The following is a 21,248-nucleotide window of genomic DNA, read 5'->3' on the forward strand; positions in this document are numbered from 1 at the left end:
ATTTGCCTTACTTATGGTATGGTTCCCGCTAGTTTAGACTTCTGCCGGGCAAACTTAAACTTCTCTTCTAATTCCTGTGGGGTCTTCATTTCGATCAGAGAGTTGTAATTTAAAGCAACTTAATCAGCTCTTCTAGCTCATCAACCAATACTTTTGCAAGTTCAAAATTAGTATCTTGTAAAGCCAATTCTATTTTCATTTCAAGCGATTTTTTATTTTGTTCCGTTTCTAAATAGTCTCTATCAAAATGACTAGCATAAATCATCTGTCTAAATTTTCGCATACTCATTTTTCTAATCGTCTTATCGTCAATGATTAAAACATAATCCATACCATTTACAACAGAATAGAAATCATGAGAAATCATGAGAATCGCACCTTTATAGTCTTCAATGGCTTTCTCCAGTGCTATTTGTGTATAGGTGTCTAAATGGCTTGTCGGTTCATCAAGAAGCAATACGTTTGCTTTACTGGCAGAAACTTTAGCCAATTGAAGCATATTTTTTTCTCCACCAGATAAAGATTCTATCTTTTGATTAACGATTTCTCCTTCAAAGCCATAGTTTGAAATATACGATCTAACCTCATCATAAGTTTTAAACCCAGCATCGATGAATTCTTCTAGTATTGTATTAGAATCCTTTAGCACTTCTCCTTGATTCTGAGATAGATAAGCCACCTTAACATCAGCATTTATTTCAATTGAAGCATGATTATTTTTAAAGATATCTCGGAGTAAAGTCGTTTTCCCGGTACCGTTTGGACCAATAATGGCTACTTTATCCGTAGATTTTATCTCAAAGTTAACATTGTCTAAAAGCAACTCATCAAACGTAACATGATAATTATTGACATTTATAACAATGGTGTCTTCCATTTCATTATCAATACCGAAACTAATATTCGGCTGCTTAATATCAACAAATGGCGCTTTAATTCTACGCGCTTCCAATCTCTCTTGAAACCTAACTCTAGCTTTTAACGCTCTACCTCTAGAGGCTTCTGAATTATAAGTTGCGATAGCTCTAAGATTATCAATAATGTTATCGTATCTCTCAATTTCTTCTTGTTCAGCGACTGCGATTTCTTGCAACTCAATTTTTGTCTGAAGTAATGAGAAATTATACTCAATATACCGCCCATCAAACTCTTGGATCTCCATGTTTTCAAGGTGTAGAATTTTGTTGAAACAATGATTCAATAGATATCGGTTGTGCGTAACAACTAGCAGCATTCCTTTGTGAGAATTAATAAGATTTTTAAGCGCATTTAGATTTTCAAAGTCTAAAAATACATCTGGTTCGTCCATAATCATTAAGTCTGGACTACTAAGCATTTCCTTCATCACTTGAATAAGTTTGAATTCCCCACCACTCAGGTCGGATACCCTAAGATCTTTTAGCTTCATGAGGTTTGCTAGATTTAGTTTCTTATTAATGTTGCTTTCAAAATCAGCCCCACCGATTGAATCAAATTTGTCTAAAGCTAATTGATACTTTTCTAATAACGCATCCATATCCGATGATGTTTCCATTTCAGTACAAATAGCTGTTATTTCATTTTGTATCTTAATAAATTCTTCCCCTATATATTCAAAAACTGTTGTTTCTTTCGTTTTGTCGAATTGTGGAAATTGACTTACATGCCTAATTTTGCAAGTCGGATCTATTTCTAACATGCCCTCGAACAAATATCTTTCTGGATCCATCAGTATATCTATCAATGTACTTTTCCCACTGCCACTTGTTCCTATAAAAGCGCAATGTTGTGCCTCTTCAAGCGTAAATGAAATGTTTTTATATAGTTCTTTTTGCGGAAATGAGAAGGATAAGTTATCAACTTTTATCATAGTATTACCTTTCTTTATAACTAAAATAGTGACTATTGTTAAATGTATTGCAAAATATAGATTTTGAGTTTACCGTTGTTAGACTAACACTGTTTACAACCAACTTCAATGGGGTCAAATTTCCATGCTACTTCTCAACTATCCTCATAAAAGCGCCGGAATGAACTCGACTTTGATCTCTGCCGGTTGTAAATGCACCTTATTCATCTTATCTAGCTCCTTGATCAAATAATGATAAGGCGAGAATACCTCCTGACGAATAGCCAACGGAATAGGTCGAGGAGCTCCTAGCTGTTCCATTTCATTCCATTCGCACATAGAAGTCTTCCCTCCTTTCCTTTTGATCATATCACCGGCGTTTTTTGCATACTTGACTCGAGTTGTACAATAAAAACTTGCCTTACTTATGGTATGGTTCCCTGCGATTTATCCGTATCATGCGATTAACATGCTCCACCAGCACCAACCGCATCAGCTGCTGTTCCTCAGCAGGGCACATGTTCTCTTGTGCCTTATCGTCCGGCACTTCTATCATCTGCACCTTGGCATACGGCCCAATGCGCCTCACATACTCGTGGACGGATCGCGAGATTAGCGCTCCTTCAATTTCCCTACGGTTAATATCTGTAAATGCATAACCAACAAACTCCCCCTCATTTGCTCCATTGGATAAAATACAATCAAATCAGGCTCATTCACCTTATTCGCCCACTTTCATTGGAGTTAATCCAACAGAACGCTCCAAAACCAGCTCTTTTTCCACATATTCCACTGTATAAATCCAATGGAACTAACCCCAAAGACATCATTGGATATAATCCAATCAAATCCCTCAAGTTCAGGTATTTCGACCTTTCTAAAGGAGGATCCCTCGGCGGATCCTCCTTTTTTCCAACCTCAGCCTGCCTCCGTAAATAATAGAAACTTGCTGCAACCTTTGTTTGCAGCCTCCCGTCTAAGCTTAAGTAATTTTTACCAATTACATAGATTGAACTTATTTTCATCAGTTATCCTTATGATCCAAATAGGAAGGGCGTGACGCACAAACTTGCTGGCGAGTATGGAAGTGAAACTATTATTCCATGGATGTTTTTGGGTATTTATTGTGACATCTATTCATTTTATACCCCTAGCTTCCGATAATAGTAGCGTTCCATAATTTTCATTTATAAATCGTAGAGGAACAACAATGGAGGGAACGAGAGAAATGAAGTCTAGACACAGTAAGTGGTTATCCTTGGTATTTATCTTTATTTTAGCTACGCAATCCTTAGTGACAGGAACCGCTTTTGCAGCTGATGAGATTTCGAAACTCGTCCTGAATAAAAACGAGCTTGCCTTGCAAGTCGGAGATACAGCCAATCTGACAGCAACCGCCATCTTCGTAAGCGGCTCTACCGAGAATGCAACCGTCAAAACCGATTGGAATTCAGGTTCGACCGATGTTGCCTCCGTCTATGCGGGTGTGGTAACAGCCAAAAAAGAAGGCAAGGCCGTAATAACTGCCACATATATGGGTAAGACCGTAATCGTTAACGTTGATGTTAGCAAAAAGGTAAAATCGTTAACCAAAGATAAACAGTCCCTGGCTCTTCGCCTTAATGCGACAGATCAAGTTAAAATTACAGCTTTTTACGATGATGGCACTTCCGAAGATGTAACGAGCAAGGCTGATTACACCGTCGATACGAGCTCCATTGTGACGGTAACAAATGGTCTAGTGAAGGGACAAAATCCCGGCAGTGCAACGATTACGATTAAATACATGAATCAATCCCTGACATTGCCAGTCGATGTTGAAGTTGTAAGACGTATTGATGCTGTGAAGTCCAATATATCCCTACTGCTTAATGGAACGGAACCAATCGTACTGAACGCTACCTACCCAGATGGTACAAACGCTGACGTATCCGCTAAAGCAGTATGGACCACTGACAAACCGAACGTTGCTGATGTAATTAATGGTTCAGTTAAAGGTTACGGTGTAGGTACAGCTAATTTAACTGCTACATACGGTACTAAGTCGACAACGGTTAAAGTCGATGTGGACAGTACGTTGAAACTCACATTAGATCAACCAAATGTCTTAATGAAGAAAAATACAATTAAAGATCTGAAATTAGAAGCTACCTACATCGACAGCGCTACACCTGTTAACTTTACAGATCGCGCTGAATGGGCTTCGAGTGACGAAGATATCGTCCAAGTCACCAAAGGTAAGCTAACTGCCATATCCATCGGTGAAGCGACGATTTATGCCAAATACGGTGATAAAGTAGTTACAGCTAACGTTGACGTTGAAGTTCCTCGCCGTTTAGTCGTTAGTACCGACCTACTCTCTATGCAAGTAGGCCAAGTGCTTCCCGCCCTTACTCTGACTGCTACTTATGCCGATGGTACAAGCGACAATACCATTGCAGATAGTGCGACTTGGAGTGTGGATAACGACGCCGTTGCATTTGTCAGTAAAGGATTAGTTAAAGCTTATAAATCCGGTGAAGCCACGGTAACCGCTAAATACGGCGGCAAAACAACGACAACCAAAGTCGAAGTCGATATCCCTACGTCTATCAAAGCAAGTAAAAAAGCCGTTAATTTACAAAAAGGCGGGTCCGATAAAGTCACGTTGACCGCTTATTTCAAAGACAATAGAGAATTGGATGTTACATCCCTGGCAGAATGGACGACCAGCTCCAAAGATATCGCCGAAGTACGGGGCGGTGAAATCACAGGGATCTCTACCGGCACAGCAACGATTACAGGGAAATACGGTACACGCACAACTAGCATTCAAGTATCGGTTGGCGTACTGAAAAGTTTGACGGTCAGCCAAGAAAAGCTAGTGATGAAAAAAGGCGATTCTGTTACTTTAACAGCAGAAGCTACATATACCGATGATACAAAAAATAGCAATGCAGCCGCAGATGTCATCTGGACAAGCAGTAATCTCAAAGTAGCCACTGTTGACGGAGGTAAAGTAAAAGCTATAGCTTCTGGAGAAACGACCCTCACAGCTCAACTGGATAGCAAGACAATTACTATCTCGGTCACAGTCGATATGGCTAGCGATCTATCCGCGAATGTCGCCAATCTAGTTTTTGACATGAATGAAACTAGATCCATCGTACTGACGGCTACAGATGCTAGCGGCGCAGCTCGCACTGTCACTAATGAGGCTGAGTGGAAATCGAGCAGCAGCACCATCGCACTAGTATCCAAGGGTGTTGTAACACCGGTATCCCGAGGTAAAGCAACTATAACGGCAACTTATGGCGGTAAAAGTGTATCCATTCCGGTTGAAATCGGCGTGATACAGACACTAGTCGCTGATAAATCTTTCATCGTTACCAAAAGCGGCGATCAAGTACAAGTGAAATTAACCGCTACTTTAGCGGATGGCACTACCAAAGATGTCACGGAAACAGCAACTTGGAAAGTCATGGCCTATAAGCTAGGAACCGTTACGGATGGGCTTTTCACAGCTACTGGTTCAGGCAAAACAACGATCACCGGATCATTCGGCGGCAAAATGGTCGCTATTCCCGTGGAAATCGATTCACTGAAATATTTGAAAACAGATGTCGTCAAAATCGAGCTGCAAGAAGGCAAAACGGCTAAGATTGAGACGCTAGCTACCTACACAGACGGGTCTGAAGAAGATGTAACCAAACCTGCATTATGGACATCGTCGAACATCATGATTGCTGATGTGAAGGATGGTATCATCCGAGCAACCGGCAAAGGAACTGCTAGAATTACGGTCACATATTCCAACATGAGAACGACCGTACAAGTGACAGTTACAAAGTAATACCAATGAAACCGTTGTTCCCAAATTGGGGGACAGCGGTTTTTTCAATTTTACAGAAAGCAGCATAAGTTCTTGCACATAGGGGAATATATCCATACCTACACTTACAGAACCCATTCAACAAATCTTGGAGGTATGGATCATGGTTTCTAGATTTATAAAGTTGGGGATGATTTCTTTTTTGTCAATCACAGCCCTCCTTGGGGCTCATCAGTATCGTATGCATCCTCCTGCCCAGCAAATGATTTCGCAAGCAGATAGTTGGGAAGCTGCCAAACAAGGTTCACCAACTTTCTTTGACACGAATCCGTTCGGCATGCCTGGCGCGGATGCTAATTTGCGTACAATGAGCAGTATGAATAGTCATTCGGCTGCATATGGACTTACACCGCCAACGTCGATGAAGGCTTTAAAGGTCCATACCCAGGCAGTAAGTGATGCGAAAGACAAAGCTTCGCCTTGGTTGAATTACCTAGGTTTGCTTGGTTTACTCGGACTGCTCGGACTCCGCAAACGTCCCCGGACTTCTTAGTGTGTGAAATTTGAGGTTGGTTAAAACGGCCTTTTACCCAGATTAGGGAAAGGCTTTTTTCTATTTCGCTAAATTGTTTACAAACATTTGTTTATACACTAGACATTTGTTTTATTTTGCGTTAAGCTAAAGGTAGTTCTTCGTTTGAAAGGAGCTTTTCATGGATCGTGAACAGCAAATTTTAGCACTCATACGTCAAAATCCATTCATTTCCCAAAATGAAATAGCCAGTATGATAGGCATTTCTCGATCCGCTGTTGCCGGTTATATTGCTGCGTTGACCAAGAAAGGTACGATCCGAGGCCGAGCCTATGTCACATCTGATGAGCTTACAATCATGTGTATCGGCGGCGCGAACCTCGACAGTAAAGCGGTCAGCAAGATGGCCATTCGACTGGCCTCCTCGAATCCGGTCACGGTCACCGAGTCCTGCGGTGGTGTTGCGCGCAATATCGCAGAAACACTCGCTGGTTTATCCTGCCGGACAGCACTCCTAACCGTTGTCGGTGACGATAAGGCTGGCCAGTGGGTGCTTGAAGAAACACGAAAGCGCGGTGTTAACGTCAGCCAAACGATTGTCCTACAGGGCGAGAACACGGGGACTTACACGGCGCTGCTTGATGCCACGGGCGAGATGTTTTTAGCTTTTGCCAACATGGAAATTTACGATAAATGTACACCCCAGCTTTTGATGGACAAATGGTCCCATATTGCCGCTTCACAGCTCGTCATTGTCGATACGAATTTGCCTGCGGATACGCTCCAAGAATTAATTAAGCGCTGCAAAGAAGAAGGCATCACGCTATTCATCGACCCTGTCTCTTCCGAAAAAGCAAAAAAGCTCCCGCAGGAGCTTCATGGTGTTACAGCGATTTTCCCTAACCTTGAAGAGGCTCGACTGCTTGCTGGTTCCTCGGTAGAAACCGATCAAGATTATGCCAAGCTGGCTAGAGCTATTCAGGCACGGGGCGTGAAACACGTATTCATTACACTCGGCAGCGCGGGTGTGATGTATGTAGGCGAGGAAGGTGAGAAGCTTTTCCCTCCTATTCCTACCAAAGTCGTAGAAGTAACCGGCGCAGGCGATGCTCTCCTCGCTGGTATCGCTTATGGTGTGACGCATCAACATACCTTTATGGAGGCCTGCTCCTATGGTCTCGCTGCGGCACATATTACGCTTCAAACCGATCAATCCGTAGCAAGTGAGCTAACCAAAGAACGACTGCAACAAACCATACAATCAATAACTAAAGGAGACTGATCCCTATTATGAACACATCCTACCTGACATTTACCGACGAAGTGAAAGATGCTCTCGCGAACAATAAGCCAATCGTAGCCTTGGAGACAACGATTATTTCCCATGGGATGCCTTATCCGCAGAACATTGAAATGGCTAAAAAAGTTGAGCAAATCATCCGCGACAACGGTGCTGTTCCAGCAACGATTGGCATTATGGATGGCAAAATCAAAATCGGCCTGAATGAGCAGGAGCTTGAGGCTTTCGCGACAACGGCCAATGTAGAAAAAGTCAGCCGTCGTGACTTCCCTTACATCCTATCATCCGGCAAAATCGGCGCGACGACCGTAGCGGCAACGATGATCGGCGCGGCGCTTGCTGGCATCGAAGTGTTCGCTACCGGCGGTATCGGTGGCGTTCACCGCGAAGGTGAAGTGACGATGGACGTCTCCGCTGACTTGACGGAGCTGGCACAAACGAACGTCGCTGTCGTCTGCGCAGGCGTGAAATCGATCCTCGATATTGGCCGTACGCTCGAGTATTTGGAAACCCACGGCGTACCCGTGGTTGGTTTCAAAACGAGCGAGTTCCCGTCCTTCTACGCCCGCGAAAGCGGCTACGGCGTTGATTTCCGCCTCGATGAGGCAGCTGAGGTTGCGGCCATGCTGCGCACCAAGTGGGAGCTGGGCCTCGCCGGCGGCGCCATCATCGCAAACCCGGTCCCTGCGGAATCCGCGATGGACCATAAGGAGATCGAAAGCGTCATCCAGCAAGCGCTGGCTGAGGCCAAAGATCAAAACGTGACCGGTAAGAAGGTCACGCCTTTCCTGCTAGCGCGCATCAAACAGCTGACCGAAGGTCGCAGCTTGGAGACGAACATCGCGCTCGTTTACCACAACGCGCAAACGGCCGCGCAGGTTGCGGTTGCCCTAAAGAACAAGTAGTCGAGTCCACCTGATCTCGACTTATCAAAAAAACGAGCCCCAGAAGTTCTGGCGGCTCGTTTTTTAATGATTAAAATGGCAATCATTATGCCATATACAAAGGATTACTTACAGATGCAAGAAGCATTTCATGCACCTCGACAAAATACCGCCAAACCTCTGCCCGATAGAAGCTTCGACCTGCCAGTTCACCAAATAACTCAAGCGAATGCTCATTGTAAACGACACACGAGCGCTCGACACCTCGATCGGAGATGAGCTTTACCTCATCCCCTGCAAGTAAACCTGTCACCACAAGCTTTGCATTTCCTTCACGCTCAGGTGCGTCCTGAGGCACCACATCGCCCATATTATACTTCCCTGCGTTCAACTCCATGACGGGACCATCTGGGGAGTAGCTTAGAAAAACGCGCCCTGTGTCGATACCATCCAGTATGCCGTCAACGGTTCGAGAGGATGCGTAAACCCAGGTTGTAGGCGAACTGTGACTGATGTAGCCTCCAAACCGGTGCATATCACTGCCGCCTACGGCGGTGAGGCGTTTACCCATGCAAAGCTGCCCATGCCACCAGTCGAGAGTCTTGCGGTTGGCTTCCCGCCAAGGCCCATTCCAAATTTCCACCCAATCATAATCGACCAGGAAGTCCCATTCCCAGCCGCAATTCGGACAATGGGGATGGTTCAGCACGACGCGCGCGCCATTCGCTCTTGCTTCACGTATACGTTCCTGCACCTGCTCCGAGCTAGTCGCACGGAAATCCACCACAGGCTTAACAACACCTAAGAAGTTCGCATGGCCATGATTCGTTGTCAATTCCATACCAGGAATTAAAACAACGCCCGTTTCATGCGGAGATGCAAGGTTTTGACTGTACGTATTATGATCCGTCATCGCTAGAAAATCACAGCCCAGCTCTTCCATAATCCGAGCATTCTCGGATAATGTCAGAGCTCCGTCACTGTGTACGGTATGCATATGAAGATCGCCCTTCAGCCAACGCCCTTCCTTGGGGGTGCAGGCAACCTTCACAATGACGGTGCATCCTGCCGGTGGAATCCGGTACGTGCCGAGCAGCACACACCACTCCCCCTCCACCAAGTACCCAGGTACATATCCGGGAGTCGCCTTTTCAAGCTCCACATAAAACTCGGTTCTCGCGCCCCCGCTCCAGCCTCTTACTTGATCCGTATCCTTTAAACCGAGATCAATAATGCAGCCTCCTGGTCCATGGGCTTCCACTTCTATGCTAACGTGAATACGTTCCATGCCTGCGGCTACTTGAAAAGGAACCTCCAAATAACGATCGGCTTCCTCACTTGTAATGAAACGAGATATCGTCACGATGCTCATTGGCTCCTCCTATTCTTTCGTAGCACCGACCATAAGGCCTGTTACGAAATATTTTTGCACAAATGGATAAATAGCTACCAATGGAATCAAGGCTAGCATGACACCGGCCATCCGAACATTTGGCGTCATAAACAAATTGCTGCTAGTAGAGTCGGACTGAATAACGAGTGAGCGCAGCGCTACCTGCAAAGTAAACATTTTCTGATCAGTGATATAGAGCAGTCCAGGCGTCAGTTGATTCCAACGTGAGACGAATTCAAACAAAGCTACGGTAGCCAATCCTGGTTTAGCAAGCGGCACATACATCGTGGAAAAAATGCGAAACTCACCCGCCCCGTCGATTTTAGCGGACTCCGCCATTTCGTACGAAACAGCTCCAAAGAAATTTCTCATTAGTAAAATACTGAAACCTGAAACCAAACTATATAAAATCAACGCATACACGGAATTCAATAAGCCTAGCTCTTTATTCACAACGTAAAGGGGGATCATAACGGCTTCATTCGGAACCATCATGGTAAGCAAAATAAAGCTAATGATCAGCTTGCGCCCAGGCAGTCCCTTATGCAGCAGCACATACCCGGCCATTGAACATAGCAGCACGTGAACAAACGTACCCACCAACGTCACCAGTACATTCAAACCGAAAGGTCTCCACAGCTCAATGCGCTGCCATACTGTTCGGTATCCCTCTAGGCTCGGCTCAGAAGGCCATAACCTAATACCCCCATGCATGGATGAGATATTAGAGGATATGGAGATGACAAAGGTGTTCCATATTGGCAGGATCATCGTCGCTACAAGCAGCAGCAGGAAGAGACTGTTTACTAAATGGAAGGGCAAGTCCCTGCCGTTCAACGATTTATTCATAACACGACTTCACTCCTCGTCATAACGAATCAATTTGCGGGTTGCGAACACTAAGATCAGCGTTGCCAATACAACGAGAAAGCCTGCGGCTGATGCGACGCCCATTTTGAACTCAAGAATTCCTTTTTGATACGTATACGTCATCAGTACATCCACTTTTCGGGCAATAACAGGATTACTTAGAATGATCATTTGGTCGAACATCCGAAGCATACCGATCATATTCAGCAAGGTCACAACCTTCATAGTCGGAATGAGCTGAGGCAAGGTTACATAACGAATTTGCTGCCAGCGTCCAGCTCCATCCATACGCGCGGCTTCATACAAAGAAGGAGAAATGGTCACGATAGAGGCCAAATAAAGAATGCAGGTGAAACCCATTTCCTTCCAAGTGTTCGTTAAGACCATCAAGGCTTGGGCATAGTCGACTTCCGCAAAAAAATGAATCGGTTTCGCAGCACCCAGCAGCTTCAACAAATCATTAACAAATCCTCCGTCCGGAGACAGCATGATGATCCAGATGCCTCCTACAACAACCCAGGAAAATAGATGCGGCAAGTAAATAACCATTTGCGTCAGCTTCTTAAACCATGTTTTAAGCACTTCATTTAAAGAGAGAGCTGTAATAATCGGGGCAAAAAAGCCTACAATTAACATCCCGATTCCAATCACTAAGGTATTCTCCAAGACGCGCCAAAATACTGGATCGTTCCAAACAACAATGTAATTCTGAAGACCCACGAACGGACGAGTTCCAATAATCCGAAAATTTTGCATGGAGATTTGCAAGCCCTTGATGAGCGGGTAATAAGAGAAAATTAAAAAATAAATCACAACGGGAATCATCATGAGATACATTACCCGATAACGTGCCCATGCGGTCACTAGACGTCCCCCCTTATCTATGAAAAGTAAAGCGGCGGCTAGGGAGTTACTCCCCGCCTCCGCTCTCTCAATTTAGTCAATTAGTTTAGCTGCTTTAAGCTCATCATTCATTTTTTTCACAGCGTCTGCTGCGGGCAATTTGCCCATCATCGCTTGGAAAGCGTAATTGGTTACGATTTTTTCAGCGCTCGGCCAGTCTTTGGTAGAGTTTTCAATCGTTGCATTATTGTCGAAAATAACTTGGCGGCCTTCAATAGCGCCTGGCAGCGTACCAATCGGGTTCTTGAAGTTCGTGTTGTTCGGGAACGGAGCACCATGATCCATACCATGCTTAACTCCCTCATCGGTTAGCGTATATTTCCCATCTTTAACGGTGTAGTCATCGCCTTCAATACCTAATGTACTTAGGATGTTCCCCTTCTCGGAGTGCCAGAATTCTAAAAATTTAACGGCCGTATCTGCATGCTCGGCATTTACTGGAATTCCCCAAACACTTGGGTCGCCGCGGCGAAGCATGATTTTGCCGTCTGGCCCTACAGCCCCAGCGATTGCTTTGGCTTTAAAGTTAGGATCATCCGTTTTTTTCATATTATTGAACAAACCTACCCATGCATCCCAGTACGTGACCATCCCAACACGATTCGTCAAGAAGAGCTCTCTCATTTTGGCTGAATCGTTGGTAGCGAAGTTCGGGTCTAGAATACCTTCCTTGTACAGCTTCGCAAACCACTCATAAATCGGAACCGCTGCTTCTGTTGCATAAGGAATCGAGCGCTTGCCACTAGCATCAATTACATATTTATATTTCACGCCTGCTGCGCTCATAAACCCTTGAATATCGTATAACCCAGCCGTGGACAAGCCATAGGTGTCGTCCTTACCGTTACCGTCTGGATCTTTTTCCTTGAATGATTTCAATACTTGGTAGAAATCCTCCAATGATTTCGGCTGCTGCAGCTTAAGCTTGTCCATCCAATCTTGACGAACGGTAGGCAGCGTGCCGCCTTCTGATTTATTAAATACACTGAAGATCTGACCGCCTTTGTAAGTGATCATGTCCCATTCCTTAGTAGGGATCACTTTAGGATCGGATAAAATCTTGGAAGCTTTGATCTTATCGTTTAGCGGCATCAGCGCACCTTGATCAACAAGGACATCCATATTGCCTTTGCCCATATAAATGAGGTCATATTTTTCGCCAGCAGAAATCGCCGCGTATAGTTTTTTATCATAGTCGGCTGCTGGTTTCTCGATGGTGACCTTAATACCAGTCAATCGTTCTACTTCCTTCTCAAACAAAACATTCTCTTCCGGCGTCTTGCCCCCTGCAACTCCACTTAGAATACGAAGGGTTTCTTGTTTGGCCGGCTTGGAAGTTTCGCTACCAGTGTTTGTTGTTGTTGTTTTATCGGTATTCGTACTGCACGCTGTGGCTAGTAAACTTGTCGATAACACGACGGCTGCGATGATTCCTGCTTTTTTATTGAACATGGGTATGGCCTCCTATTTTTCTATCTATTTATGGGGTTTTAGAGTGTTGCTAACTCTCGCTCGGGCACATGAGCCTCTATAAACTAAACTGGCAGGAATCAATATGCGTTTGGCTATGGCATTCGGTTGACGGCACTGTTCGATGAGCAGTTTGGCTGCTTCGCTTCCCAGTACTTCCCCATTGAGCCTAACCCCGGTAAGAGGTGGCTTGAATTCAGGTGCGAAGACAGAATCATCGCTGAAAGCAAAGACAGAAAGGTCTTGCGGTATTTGCAAATTAAGCTCTGCAGCAGCTTGATATACCCCTAAAGCGACTTTATCTGTATCCGTAATGATGGCTGTAATATGTGGATAAGATGCTAAAAGCTTTTTGGTCATCTGATAGCCGTAGACAGTGGACGTTAGACTACGATCTTTGTACACAATGAACTTTGCATCAACTGACAGCTCGGCTTTATTGTAGGCTCTGTAGTAACCATGCTCGCGGTCTTGAGCGACCGTTCTTTCCTTCGGTGCATTGAGGAACGCGATATGATTGTGGCCTAATTGCAGAAGGTACTCGGTAACGATTTGTCCCATCCCTATATTGTCGTTATCCACATAGGAGACACTGGATTCGAACTCCTCCTGTGGCCTTCCGATCACGACAAGCGGCACGTTACGCATTATTCGCTCGGAAATTCTCTCATCATTTGCAGCAGGATCCAGAAGAATGTCGCCATCTACGGGATCTGTAGCCAAATGCTCAACTTGACTGGAGAATTCAGTAGACAGGGTGTTTACCAGCAAACGATAGCCCTGGTTATAGCACTCTCTCAACACGCCATTAAAGAGGCCCAGATGGAACTGACTGAATTTCACTTGCTCACCAGCCATATTTAACCCGATGATATTCGTTTTCTTATTTGCTAAACTGCGAGCCCAGTAATTGGGTCTATAATTCAAATCTAAGGCTGCCTCCAGTACACGCTGCGATACTTCCTTGCTGATCGGCCTTTTTTTGCTAAACACGTTGGACACTGTGCTCTTGGATACCCCAGCTACTTTTGCAACATCATCTATGTTGGCCATATAAGCTCGCCTCACTTCTCTTTCATATTAAACCGGTTTTATCAACGGAGTTTTAAATAGAGCATAATTATTTGTAAAGGGAATAAGCGCTTTCGATGATCGTTTTAATCAAAAACCAAGGAAATTCAAGCATTTCCTTGCAAGCTATGATAACAAATCATGAAACCGGTTCGACGATTTGTTTACACAAAAAGAGAAAACCGCCAGGGAATATCCCTGACGGTTCTTTTAAGTTCGATAAATCTTTACGCTTTTTCGCTTACCCATGTTGTCTTCTGCGTGAACGGCACCCGTACTGCCTTCGGTGGTTCCATGTCCGGGTAACCGATATAGATGAATCCCACCAACTCCTCTTTTCCCACTAGACTGAACGTCTCCCGCATCTTCGGATGATAAGTAGGTGCACCCGTCCGCCATATCGTTCCTAGGCCTAGTGCGTGCGCTGTAAGCAGCATATTCTGCACAGCGGCATGCGCTGCCGCATATTCCTCGATCTCCGGAACTACAGGCTTCACTGAGGGTGTTACGGCCACGGCAATAACAACAGGAGCTCGGAATGCTTTCTTCTCCTGAGCGCTTTTCAGCTTGGATAACTCCTCCTCAGAAAGCGTCGGATCCGCTTCTGCAGCGGCAACCTCGGCGTAGCCTCGACCAAGCAATCCTCTACCTTCTCCAGTCATGACCCAGAACCTCCATGGTTCTGTATGACAATGGTTAGGCGCCCAAGTGCCTGATTCAAGAATTTCTTCGATTAGTAATTTGTCGACAGGATCCTGTTTAACCTTCCCGATACTGCGGCGATGGCGAATCGCTTCTTTCATATCCATGAATCCCACTCCTCTCCCTATTGCTAATTCTATTTCTATTGTTGCACGACCCATGCTCCCTCTGCAAACCTACATGAGAAGCATCGTCTTAGTAACTATGAGGTTTCCCCTATGCCTCACTGAATCATGCTTTCACTGCAGTTTGCGGCAGCTCAATATCATGCAAATTTAGCTTTTTATCTGTCGGAAGGAAGGCTGCTAACAATCCGATTAACGGTAAAAAGGCACAGAGTTTAATAACAAAGGCGATGCTTGTTGCATCCGCCAGCGTCCCCAGCACAGCAGATCCGATCCCGCCTAAACCAAAGGCCAATCCGAAGAACAATCCAGATACCGTACCTACCTTGCCTGGCAGCAGCTCTTGTGCATAAACGACAATGACGGAAAAACCGGATAGCAAAATAAACCCAATACACGCACAAAGGACACCTGCCCAGAACAAATTGGCATATGGCAGAAGCAGCGAGAACGGTGCAGTGCCTAAAATAGAGAACCAGATCATATTACGTCTCCCAAAACGATCCGCTAAAGGTCCACCCATGAACGTACCTACAGCTCCGGCAGCAAGCAAAGTGAATATGAAGAGCTGCGCTCTTTCGACCGAAAGCTGGTCATGTTCAATCAAATAAAAGGCGTAGAACCCTGTCATACTGGCCACATAAACAAACTTGGAAAATAACAGCATGATTAGAATAAATATCGCATAGGCAACCATTTTACGAGGGAGTTTCTTTCTGACACCCCCGTTTTTGTTGGCTGTAGACGGACGGCTTCCCGCCTTTCGATACCATTTGGCAACGAAAAACTGAACAACAATCGCAGCCGCAGCTACAAATGAAAACCAGATGATACCGAATTGACCAAACGGTACAAAGATAAGAGCAGTAAAGACAGGAGCCAAAGCCTGCCCGATGTTACCGCCTGTTTGGAATATCGACTGCGCCAGTCCTCTCCGAGGCCCAGCAGCCAAATAGGCCACACGCGATGCTTCCGGATGTAGGACAGAGGAACCCAGACCAACCAGGATGACGGCTAAAATAACCTGTACGAACGAAGACGCCACAGCCAAAACAATCACTCCCATAAGAGAGAAAAACACACCTGCGGGCAGCAGAAATGGCTTCGGTTTCGCGTCTGTGTACAGACCAATCAAGGGTTGAAACATCGAGGCCGTCACATTCAGAGTGAAGGCAATCCATCCGATTTGTGTAAAGCTAAGCTGCAGCGAATCATGAAGAATCGGAAATACCGCAGGGATAACGGATTGAATCGCATCATTCAACAAATGAACCAAGCTTATTGAAAATAAAATAGCATAAACGGTACTATTACGAGCATTGCTTGAAACGGACATGTGATCAAAAACCCCTTTCATCATATCATCTGATGTTTAAAATTATAGGAGAATAAAACTACTCCTGGTTAAGATACTTTTTAAGCTGACTGACCGTTTCATCTAGATTTTGCTTGGTCCAGTATTCGGCTGCTGATACATCCTTGTCTTTAATCGCTTGATACATATTTTCGTGCTGGAGATTGTGGGGATCATGGGCACTCTGCACGCTCACCAATTTGTAAGACGCTTCAAGCAGCACGGTTGAGAAAGACCGGTATAGATCGATAGCAACGCTGTTCTTGCTCGCGATGGCGATGGACAGATGGAACTTTACATCTGAGCTCAGATAGGTACTCGTATCGCCTTTCTCTAGCGCTTCCGACCGTTGATCCAATGCGCCTCGCATCTGCTCCAGATCATAATCATCGCGGCGCTCAGCGGCTAATCGGGAAATTTCCAGTTCGAGCATCCTTCTTACCTCATAAACCTCCAGAATCTCGGCTCTGCGAAGCCTATGATCAAGCGGCTCCTGCATACCGGTGTTTGCCGTCAAAAAAGTGCCGAAACCCTGCTTCTTTTCGAGCAGACCCGCATGCACAAGCACTCTGACCGCTTCTCGGATCGTCGAACGTCCGACACCGAATTGCTGCATAAGCTCGGGTTCCGTTGGAATCTTATCGCCGGGTTTCATTTCGCCTTCCGATATTTTCTTTTGCAATTGATTAACAACATCGTCAACCAATTTAGGCCGGTTTAGCGGCTGGAATGACATTTTCGAATTCATCAGATCATCTCCTGTTTAAATAGTATAGCATAGGCGCTCTCGAGTTTTCATCCTATTTTTTACAATTTGATTAAGCAACTTGACAGTGCCTACCTCCAAATTGATTGCAAAACTAGCTTATGCCGTCCTTGAGCTAGATTTTTGTATGGGTTGCTGCAAAAGAAGTTGCGCTCACGGCCTATATGCTTAAGCATTCGCTTGCTCCTCCATGCTAATGTTGTATTTTGTACAACTTTAGGCAAGCTAATCGGCGTTTTTCACGCGATTGTTGTAAAAAATACAACAATTCTAGCCAAAAGTAGCTCTATAGCCTATAAATCGGCTAAATTGTTGTACAATATACAACATCCTTAGCTTGCCCAAAAGAAATCAAGGAAATTGTTGTACGTTGTACAACTTGCCTTCCTAATCCGCTCTACCCTTTATCAAAAGCCGCTAATTTCAATCAACTTTCATTAGACGACATAAAAAAAAGGACTTCATCGAATTTAACATTCGCGGAAGTCCTTTTTTACCTCTATATTTACGAGACTTATTTGTCTTTTTTAGCGTGTGAACCATCGCAGTTACCTTCAGTGTTTTGTGTGTTTCCGCATGCGCATTTACCCATGATCTCAACCTCCTCACTGTTTGTGGTGCTGAGGTAATTATAACCATTCCACTTACAATTGTAAAGTGAATAATTAAAAGTTAGTAAATGAGTTTAATTATCATTCTCATTACACTTGTTCGCACTTTTTAGCACTCTCCTGCCTAGACTGACAAGAATTTGACAATGACGTGCTCCATCATGCAAGGTATAGTTATAGCAATAGAACATAACGATAGTTTGCTAGATTCAAAATATGTAATTAACCCTTGGGAGGTACTATGAAATCCACTAAACTCACGATGATCGCGACGGCCGCAATGGCTTTCTCCTTATTTACTTCAGCTGCACTTTCTCAACCTGCTTCCGCTGCTGCCAAAACAAGCGCTGATTTCACAGATTTGGCTGGTAGTGATGCCACACTTAAAGCTAAGATTGATGCGATGATTGCAGCTGGTATTTTTGAAGGCGTCTCGGACAGCACATTTGGCATTACGCAAAATATGACTCGTGCTCAATTTGCCAAAGTAGCCACATTAATTTACAACATCACTGTAGATCCTACCGTTAAGGTGTCCAGTTTCTCTGATGTTAATGCCAATGATGCAGCGAATGGATGGGCCATCCCTTATATTGAAGCAGCCAAAAAAGCCGGTCTCATAGACGGTGTCACAGACACAACTTTCATTCCCGGCGATTCTGTAACGACAGCTCAGCTGGATACCGTACTGCTTAAAGGTTTAGGCAAAAAGATTTCCATGACAGGCTCACCTTGGTATGCAGATGCTGTGAAACAAGCAACAGATCTTGGCATTCACCCTACTAGTAAATCTGGCGACCAACCTGCCAACCGCGCTGACCTTGTTCTAAGCTCCTTTACAGCTCAGGAAGTTTTCGGGAATCAAACACGCATTTCGATTACAAAAACGCAAGCCTCTTCTTCCGACAATAAGAAGGTTCAAGTTACTTTCAATAAAAAAGTAGATGCTAGCAAAGCAACGCTCACTTTGAAAAATGGTTCAACTGTCGTCCCTACAACAACAGAATGGGCTAGTGATGGTCAATCGGTAACATTAACGACTACTCTTGCGCTCGCTGCGGGCGATTACACGGTAACACTTGGTGGACTCGATGCTTCCACTGTCCAAACAACAACTGGCAGCTTTAGCGTTACAGCTCCTAACACAGGGAACGTTTCGATTGTCGGCACCTACACAATAGCTAATGTACTTGATAGCGGTCTGACGGAAGCATTAACAGGCTCTATGAAAACTGAAGCAGAGGATCCAACTCTCAGTAAATTTGCCAAAGAAATTGAGATCAAAGTAACATCAGCAAGCGGCGAAACTGTTGCCACTCCAGGCATCGTTCAATCCGTTTTTTCCTCTGATCCTAGTATTGCGAAAGTAGGTCTTTCTGCAGACCACCGCGCTTACGTTTTGGGCAACAAGCCGGGGACTGTTGACGTTGCAGTTATGGTTCAAATTGGAAATGGCGACGCAAAGCAATTACACGTAACAGTCACTGTTAAAAATGATGCAATCAGTGCCAAAGAAATAAAAGCAGGCGATACATCCATAGAGAAAACAATGTCAGTAACAGGTGGTGTTTACAAAGCAAACTTCGATGCTTATACGGCGATGGATCTTTCCCTGACAGATAGCTATGGCATTAAGTATGAAAAAGACGAGATGCAAGATTATAACTTTGCACTGGGTACCCTTTTCATAACGAATGATATCAAAGGAAATGCTGCGCTCGGAGCTATAGGAACTGTAGCGGTTGACGCAGCAGGTGAGGTTTTGGTGACGGGGAATGTAACTTCCTTCGAATTAACCGCAGTAACTCCAACAGGTGAAAAAGCAACAAGCTTCGTGACACTTAACCGCTAATAGAACCAAAAAAAGACCGTCAGGGATACCCTGACGGTCTTTTTTTTAATGCTTAAACGCCAGCAATGCCTCTCTAACCTCGGCCGCCGTGTCCATCTCCAAAATCCTTTCAACTAACGCCTCGCAATCGCTGCGGTTCAAATCCGTAATCACTTTCTTCACCTTAGAAAGCGATGAAGACGCCATACTCCATTCATGCAGACCTAAGCCGAGCAAAAGCGGTGCAGCAATCGGGTCACCTGCCATACTACCGCACATTCCGCTCCATTTGCCTACAGCATTAGAAGCATCGATGACCGTCTTGATCAGTCGAATGACGGCGGGATGGAAATAATCGTATAAATAAGCTACCTTCTCATTCATACGATCGACAGCAACCGTGTACTGCACAAGATCGTTCGTCCCGATGCTGAAGAAGTCAACTTCCTTGGCAAATCTGGAAGCGAGCAATGCTGCTGATGGAATTTCAATCATAATTCCCAATTCTACAGAATCCGCATAAGGGATTCCTTCTTGGCTAAGCTGTTCGCGAGTCTGCTCATAGATTTCTTTCGCCTGACGCCATTCTTCCATGCCCGAAATCATCGGAAACATGATTTTCACATCACCGTGAACCCCCGCTCGCAAAATCGCACGAAGCTGGGTAATAAGCAACTCCTTACGGTCCAGACAAAGTCGAATGGCCCGGTAGCCAAGAAAGGGATTCATTTCCTTCGGCAAATCCAGATAAGGAAGCTCCTTATCGCCGCCAATATCTAGCGTACGAATAACAACTGGACGTCCCTTCATTGCTTCTGCTACTTGCCGGTAAGCCTTATATTGGGTTTCCTCGTCAGGCATCTGAGATTGCCCCATAAATAAAAACTCTGTACGGTACAGTCCTACCGCTTCAGCCCCTTGGCTCAGCAGGCTTGCCGATTCTTCCACTGTACCGATGTTTGCAGCCAGTTCTACACGGAAGCCATCCTTCGTGACAGCATCCCGCTCCACATAGGCCAGCAGCTCGGCCTTCTCGGCTTCATCACGCTGCATGAGAGCGTGGTAGGATTCTTTGGTTGGTGCCGATGGGTTTAAGATACAGTTTCCAGTCGAGCCATCAATAAGAAGCTCATCTCCATGCCGAATCTGATCAATCCCATCCCCTAATCCCAGAATCGCTGCGATTCCTAATGAATTAGCCAAAATAGCGGTGTGGGAAGTCTTGCCTCCTATACGAGTGACAAACCCGAGCACCAAATTTTTGTCCAACTGAACCGTATCAGAAGGTGTCAAATCATCCGCTACGAGAATGACAGGCTCCTCGATATCGGAAAGCTGTGTTCCTTTGCGTTCACATAACTGAGCGAACATCCGGTTTCCTACATCACGGACATCTGCCGCGCGCTCCCGCATATATTCATTCTTCATGCTTTCGAACAGAGCAGCAACCTGCGTGACCACTTGATGTATCGCGCTTTCCGCTGTCCACTGCTCGCCTACTATTAATTTCTCCATGGGTGGATAAAAGGTTGGATCTTGCAAAAAGCTGATCTGCCCTTTCAGAATCACAGCCTTTTCTTCCCCAAGTGTACGCTGCGCCTTTTCAATAAGAACCTGCAGTTCAGCCTCGCACGCAGTTTTGGCTTTGCGAAGCCGTTCAACCTCGATATCGGTATCTTGCGTTTTCTTTTTCTCTACATCCGTTAGCCGCACTGGAGCGTACACGAATGCTTTACCAGTGCGAATGCCGGCAGATACCCCTAGACCTTGCAATACTCTCTCCGTCATGCTAGCATC

17 protein-coding genes and 2 pseudogenes are annotated in these 21,248 nt (G+C 45.0%); 5 read left to right on the plus strand and 14 right to left on the minus strand.

Annotated features, from left to right (window positions below):
• Positions 1 to 11: 11 nt before the first annotated feature.
• The 5 genes and pseudogenes from AC58UU_RS27675 to AC58UU_RS27695 form a co-directional block, all read right to left on the minus strand.
• Positions 12 to 89, minus strand: a pseudogene (locus tag AC58UU_RS27675) (DUF8821 family protein); the annotation flags it as partial.
• Between the two features lie 20 nt (positions 90 to 109).
• Positions 110 to 1,849: an ABC-F family ATP-binding cassette domain-containing protein gene (locus tag AC58UU_RS27680; RefSeq protein WP_497320449.1), complete on the minus strand. Its 1,740-nt coding sequence runs from the start codon at positions 1,847 to 1,849 to the stop codon at positions 110 to 112.
• Between the two features lie 153 nt (positions 1,850 to 2,002).
• Positions 2,003 to 2,131, minus strand: a pseudogene (locus tag AC58UU_RS27685) (AraC family transcriptional regulator); the annotation flags it as partial.
• 118 nt (positions 2,132 to 2,249) lie between these two features.
• Positions 2,250 to 2,417 (minus strand): hypothetical protein, encoded by a 168-nt coding sequence (locus tag AC58UU_RS27690; protein ID WP_497320450.1) that lies wholly within the window; start codon positions 2,415 to 2,417, stop codon positions 2,250 to 2,252.
• 127 nt (positions 2,418 to 2,544) lie between these two features.
• Complete coding sequence (locus AC58UU_RS27695; protein WP_497320451.1) at positions 2,545 to 2,853, minus strand: hypothetical protein; 309 nt, start codon at positions 2,851 to 2,853, stop codon at positions 2,545 to 2,547.
• A gap of 203 nt (positions 2,854 to 3,056) precedes the next feature.
• Here AC58UU_RS27695 and AC58UU_RS27700 point away from each other — a divergent pair, with 203 nt between their 5' ends.
• The 4 genes from AC58UU_RS27700 to AC58UU_RS27715 all read left to right on the plus strand — a co-directional run bounded on the left by AC58UU_RS27700 (position 3,057) and on the right by AC58UU_RS27715 (position 8,376).
• The gene (locus AC58UU_RS27700) at positions 3,057 to 5,660 is read left to right on the plus strand and encodes an Ig-like domain-containing protein (RefSeq protein WP_497320452.1); all 2,604 of its coding nucleotides are present in this window, start codon (positions 3,057 to 3,059) and stop codon (positions 5,658 to 5,660) included.
• Positions 5,661 to 5,802: 142 nt separating this feature from the next.
• Positions 5,803 to 6,192 carry a hypothetical protein gene (locus AC58UU_RS27705; RefSeq protein ID WP_497320454.1) on the plus strand — a complete coding sequence of 130 codons (390 nt, stop codon included), beginning with the start codon at positions 5,803 to 5,805 and terminating at the stop codon, positions 6,190 to 6,192.
• 160 nt (positions 6,193 to 6,352) lie between these two features.
• Positions 6,353 to 7,453, plus strand: coding sequence for a carbohydrate kinase (locus AC58UU_RS27710; RefSeq protein ID WP_497320455.1), 1,101 nt, complete (start codon positions 6,353 to 6,355; stop codon positions 7,451 to 7,453).
• An 8-nt stretch (positions 7,454 to 7,461) separates the two neighbouring features.
• Positions 7,462 to 8,376 (plus strand): pseudouridine-5'-phosphate glycosidase, encoded by a 915-nt coding sequence (locus AC58UU_RS27715; protein ID WP_497320457.1) that lies wholly within the window; start codon positions 7,462 to 7,464, stop codon positions 8,374 to 8,376.
• Positions 8,377 to 8,461: 85 nt separating this feature from the next.
• Here the strand turns inward: AC58UU_RS27715 and AC58UU_RS27720 are convergent, their stop codons facing one another.
• From AC58UU_RS27720 to AC58UU_RS27755, 8 genes are all read right to left on the minus strand, one after another.
• Positions 8,462 to 9,727, minus strand: coding sequence for a CehA/McbA family metallohydrolase (locus AC58UU_RS27720; RefSeq protein ID WP_497320458.1), 1,266 nt, complete (start codon positions 9,725 to 9,727; stop codon positions 8,462 to 8,464).
• Positions 9,728 to 9,736: 9 nt separating this feature from the next.
• The gene (locus tag AC58UU_RS27725) at positions 9,737 to 10,597 is read right to left on the minus strand and encodes a carbohydrate ABC transporter permease (protein ID WP_497320460.1); all 861 of its coding nucleotides are present in this window, start codon (positions 10,595 to 10,597) and stop codon (positions 9,737 to 9,739) included.
• Positions 10,598 to 10,606: 9 nt separating this feature from the next.
• The gene (locus tag AC58UU_RS27730) at positions 10,607 to 11,482 is read right to left on the minus strand and encodes an ABC transporter permease subunit (protein ID WP_464649348.1); all 876 of its coding nucleotides are present in this window, start codon (positions 11,480 to 11,482) and stop codon (positions 10,607 to 10,609) included.
• Positions 11,483 to 11,554: 72 nt separating this feature from the next.
• Entirely contained in the window at positions 11,555 to 12,973 is a 1,419-nt protein-coding gene (locus tag AC58UU_RS27735) for an extracellular solute-binding protein (protein WP_497320462.1), read from the minus strand.
• A gap of 24 nt (positions 12,974 to 12,997) precedes the next feature.
• Positions 12,998 to 14,044: a LacI family DNA-binding transcriptional regulator gene (locus AC58UU_RS27740; RefSeq protein WP_497320464.1), complete on the minus strand. Its 1,047-nt coding sequence runs from the start codon at positions 14,042 to 14,044 to the stop codon at positions 12,998 to 13,000.
• A 245-nt stretch (positions 14,045 to 14,289) separates the two neighbouring features.
• Positions 14,290 to 14,871, minus strand: a complete 582-nt coding sequence (locus tag AC58UU_RS27745) for a nitroreductase family protein (RefSeq protein WP_497320466.1) — start codon at positions 14,869 to 14,871, stop codon at positions 14,290 to 14,292.
• A gap of 124 nt (positions 14,872 to 14,995) precedes the next feature.
• The gene (locus AC58UU_RS27750) at positions 14,996 to 16,225 is read right to left on the minus strand and encodes an MFS transporter (protein WP_497320467.1); all 1,230 of its coding nucleotides are present in this window, start codon (positions 16,223 to 16,225) and stop codon (positions 14,996 to 14,998) included.
• A gap of 58 nt (positions 16,226 to 16,283) precedes the next feature.
• Positions 16,284 to 16,991 carry a FadR/GntR family transcriptional regulator gene (locus AC58UU_RS27755; RefSeq protein ID WP_497320468.1) on the minus strand — a complete coding sequence of 236 codons (708 nt, stop codon included), beginning with the start codon at positions 16,989 to 16,991 and terminating at the stop codon, positions 16,284 to 16,286.
• Positions 16,992 to 17,861: 870 nt separating this feature from the next.
• Between AC58UU_RS27755 and AC58UU_RS27760 the strand changes: the two genes are divergently transcribed.
• The gene (locus tag AC58UU_RS27760; RefSeq protein WP_497320470.1) at positions 17,862 to 19,472 is read left to right on the plus strand and encodes an S-layer homology domain-containing protein; all 1,611 of its coding nucleotides are present in this window, start codon (positions 17,862 to 17,864) and stop codon (positions 19,470 to 19,472) included.
• A gap of 45 nt (positions 19,473 to 19,517) precedes the next feature.
• On the opposite strand, the gene ptsP is transcribed toward AC58UU_RS27760, so the two are convergent.
• Positions 19,518 to 21,239, minus strand: coding sequence for a phosphoenolpyruvate--protein phosphotransferase (ptsP, locus tag AC58UU_RS27765; protein WP_497320472.1), 1,722 nt, complete (start codon positions 21,237 to 21,239; stop codon positions 19,518 to 19,520).
• Positions 21,240 to 21,248: the final 9 nt, after the last annotated feature.

The organism is Paenibacillus sp. JT22N1, assembly GCF_059692155.1.

Bases quoted from the DNA above. Each gene is read 5' to 3' on its own strand.
- AC58UU_RS27750 (WP_497320467.1), bottom strand. From the start codon at position 16,225: ATGTCCGTTTCAAGCAATGCTCGTAATAGTACCGTTTATGCTATTTTA.
- ptsP (WP_497320472.1), bottom strand. From the start codon at position 21,239: ATGACGGAGAGAGTATTGCAAGGTCTAGGGGTATCTGCCGGCATTCGC.
- AC58UU_RS27725 (WP_497320460.1), bottom strand. From the start codon at position 10,597: ATGAATAAATCGTTGAACGGCAGGGACTTGCCCTTCCATTTAGTAAAC.
- AC58UU_RS27720 (WP_497320458.1), bottom strand. From the start codon at position 9,727: ATGAGCATCGTGACGATATCTCGTTTCATTACAAGTGAGGAAGCCGAT.
- AC58UU_RS27735 (WP_497320462.1), bottom strand. From the start codon at position 12,973: ATGTTCAATAAAAAAGCAGGAATCATCGCAGCCGTCGTGTTATCGACA.
- AC58UU_RS27755 (WP_497320468.1), bottom strand. From the start codon at position 16,991: ATGAATTCGAAAATGTCATTCCAGCCGCTAAACCGGCCTAAATTGGTT.
- AC58UU_RS27700 (WP_497320452.1), top strand. From the start codon at position 3,057: ATGAAGTCTAGACACAGTAAGTGGTTATCCTTGGTATTTATCTTTATT.
- AC58UU_RS27705 (WP_497320454.1), top strand. From the start codon at position 5,803: ATGGTTTCTAGATTTATAAAGTTGGGGATGATTTCTTTTTTGTCAATC.
- AC58UU_RS27710 (WP_497320455.1), top strand. From the start codon at position 6,353: ATGGATCGTGAACAGCAAATTTTAGCACTCATACGTCAAAATCCATTC.
- AC58UU_RS27715 (WP_497320457.1), top strand. From the start codon at position 7,462: ATGAACACATCCTACCTGACATTTACCGACGAAGTGAAAGATGCTCTC.
- AC58UU_RS27745 (WP_497320466.1), bottom strand. From the start codon at position 14,871: ATGGATATGAAAGAAGCGATTCGCCATCGCCGCAGTATCGGGAAGGTT.
- AC58UU_RS27740 (WP_497320464.1), bottom strand. From the start codon at position 14,044: ATGGCCAACATAGATGATGTTGCAAAAGTAGCTGGGGTATCCAAGAGC.
- AC58UU_RS27695 (WP_497320451.1), bottom strand. From the start codon at position 2,853: ATGAAAATAAGTTCAATCTATGTAATTGGTAAAAATTACTTAAGCTTA.
- AC58UU_RS27760 (WP_497320470.1), top strand. From the start codon at position 17,862: ATGAAATCCACTAAACTCACGATGATCGCGACGGCCGCAATGGCTTTC.
- AC58UU_RS27680 (WP_497320449.1), bottom strand. From the start codon at position 1,849: ATGATAAAAGTTGATAACTTATCCTTCTCATTTCCGCAAAAAGAACTA.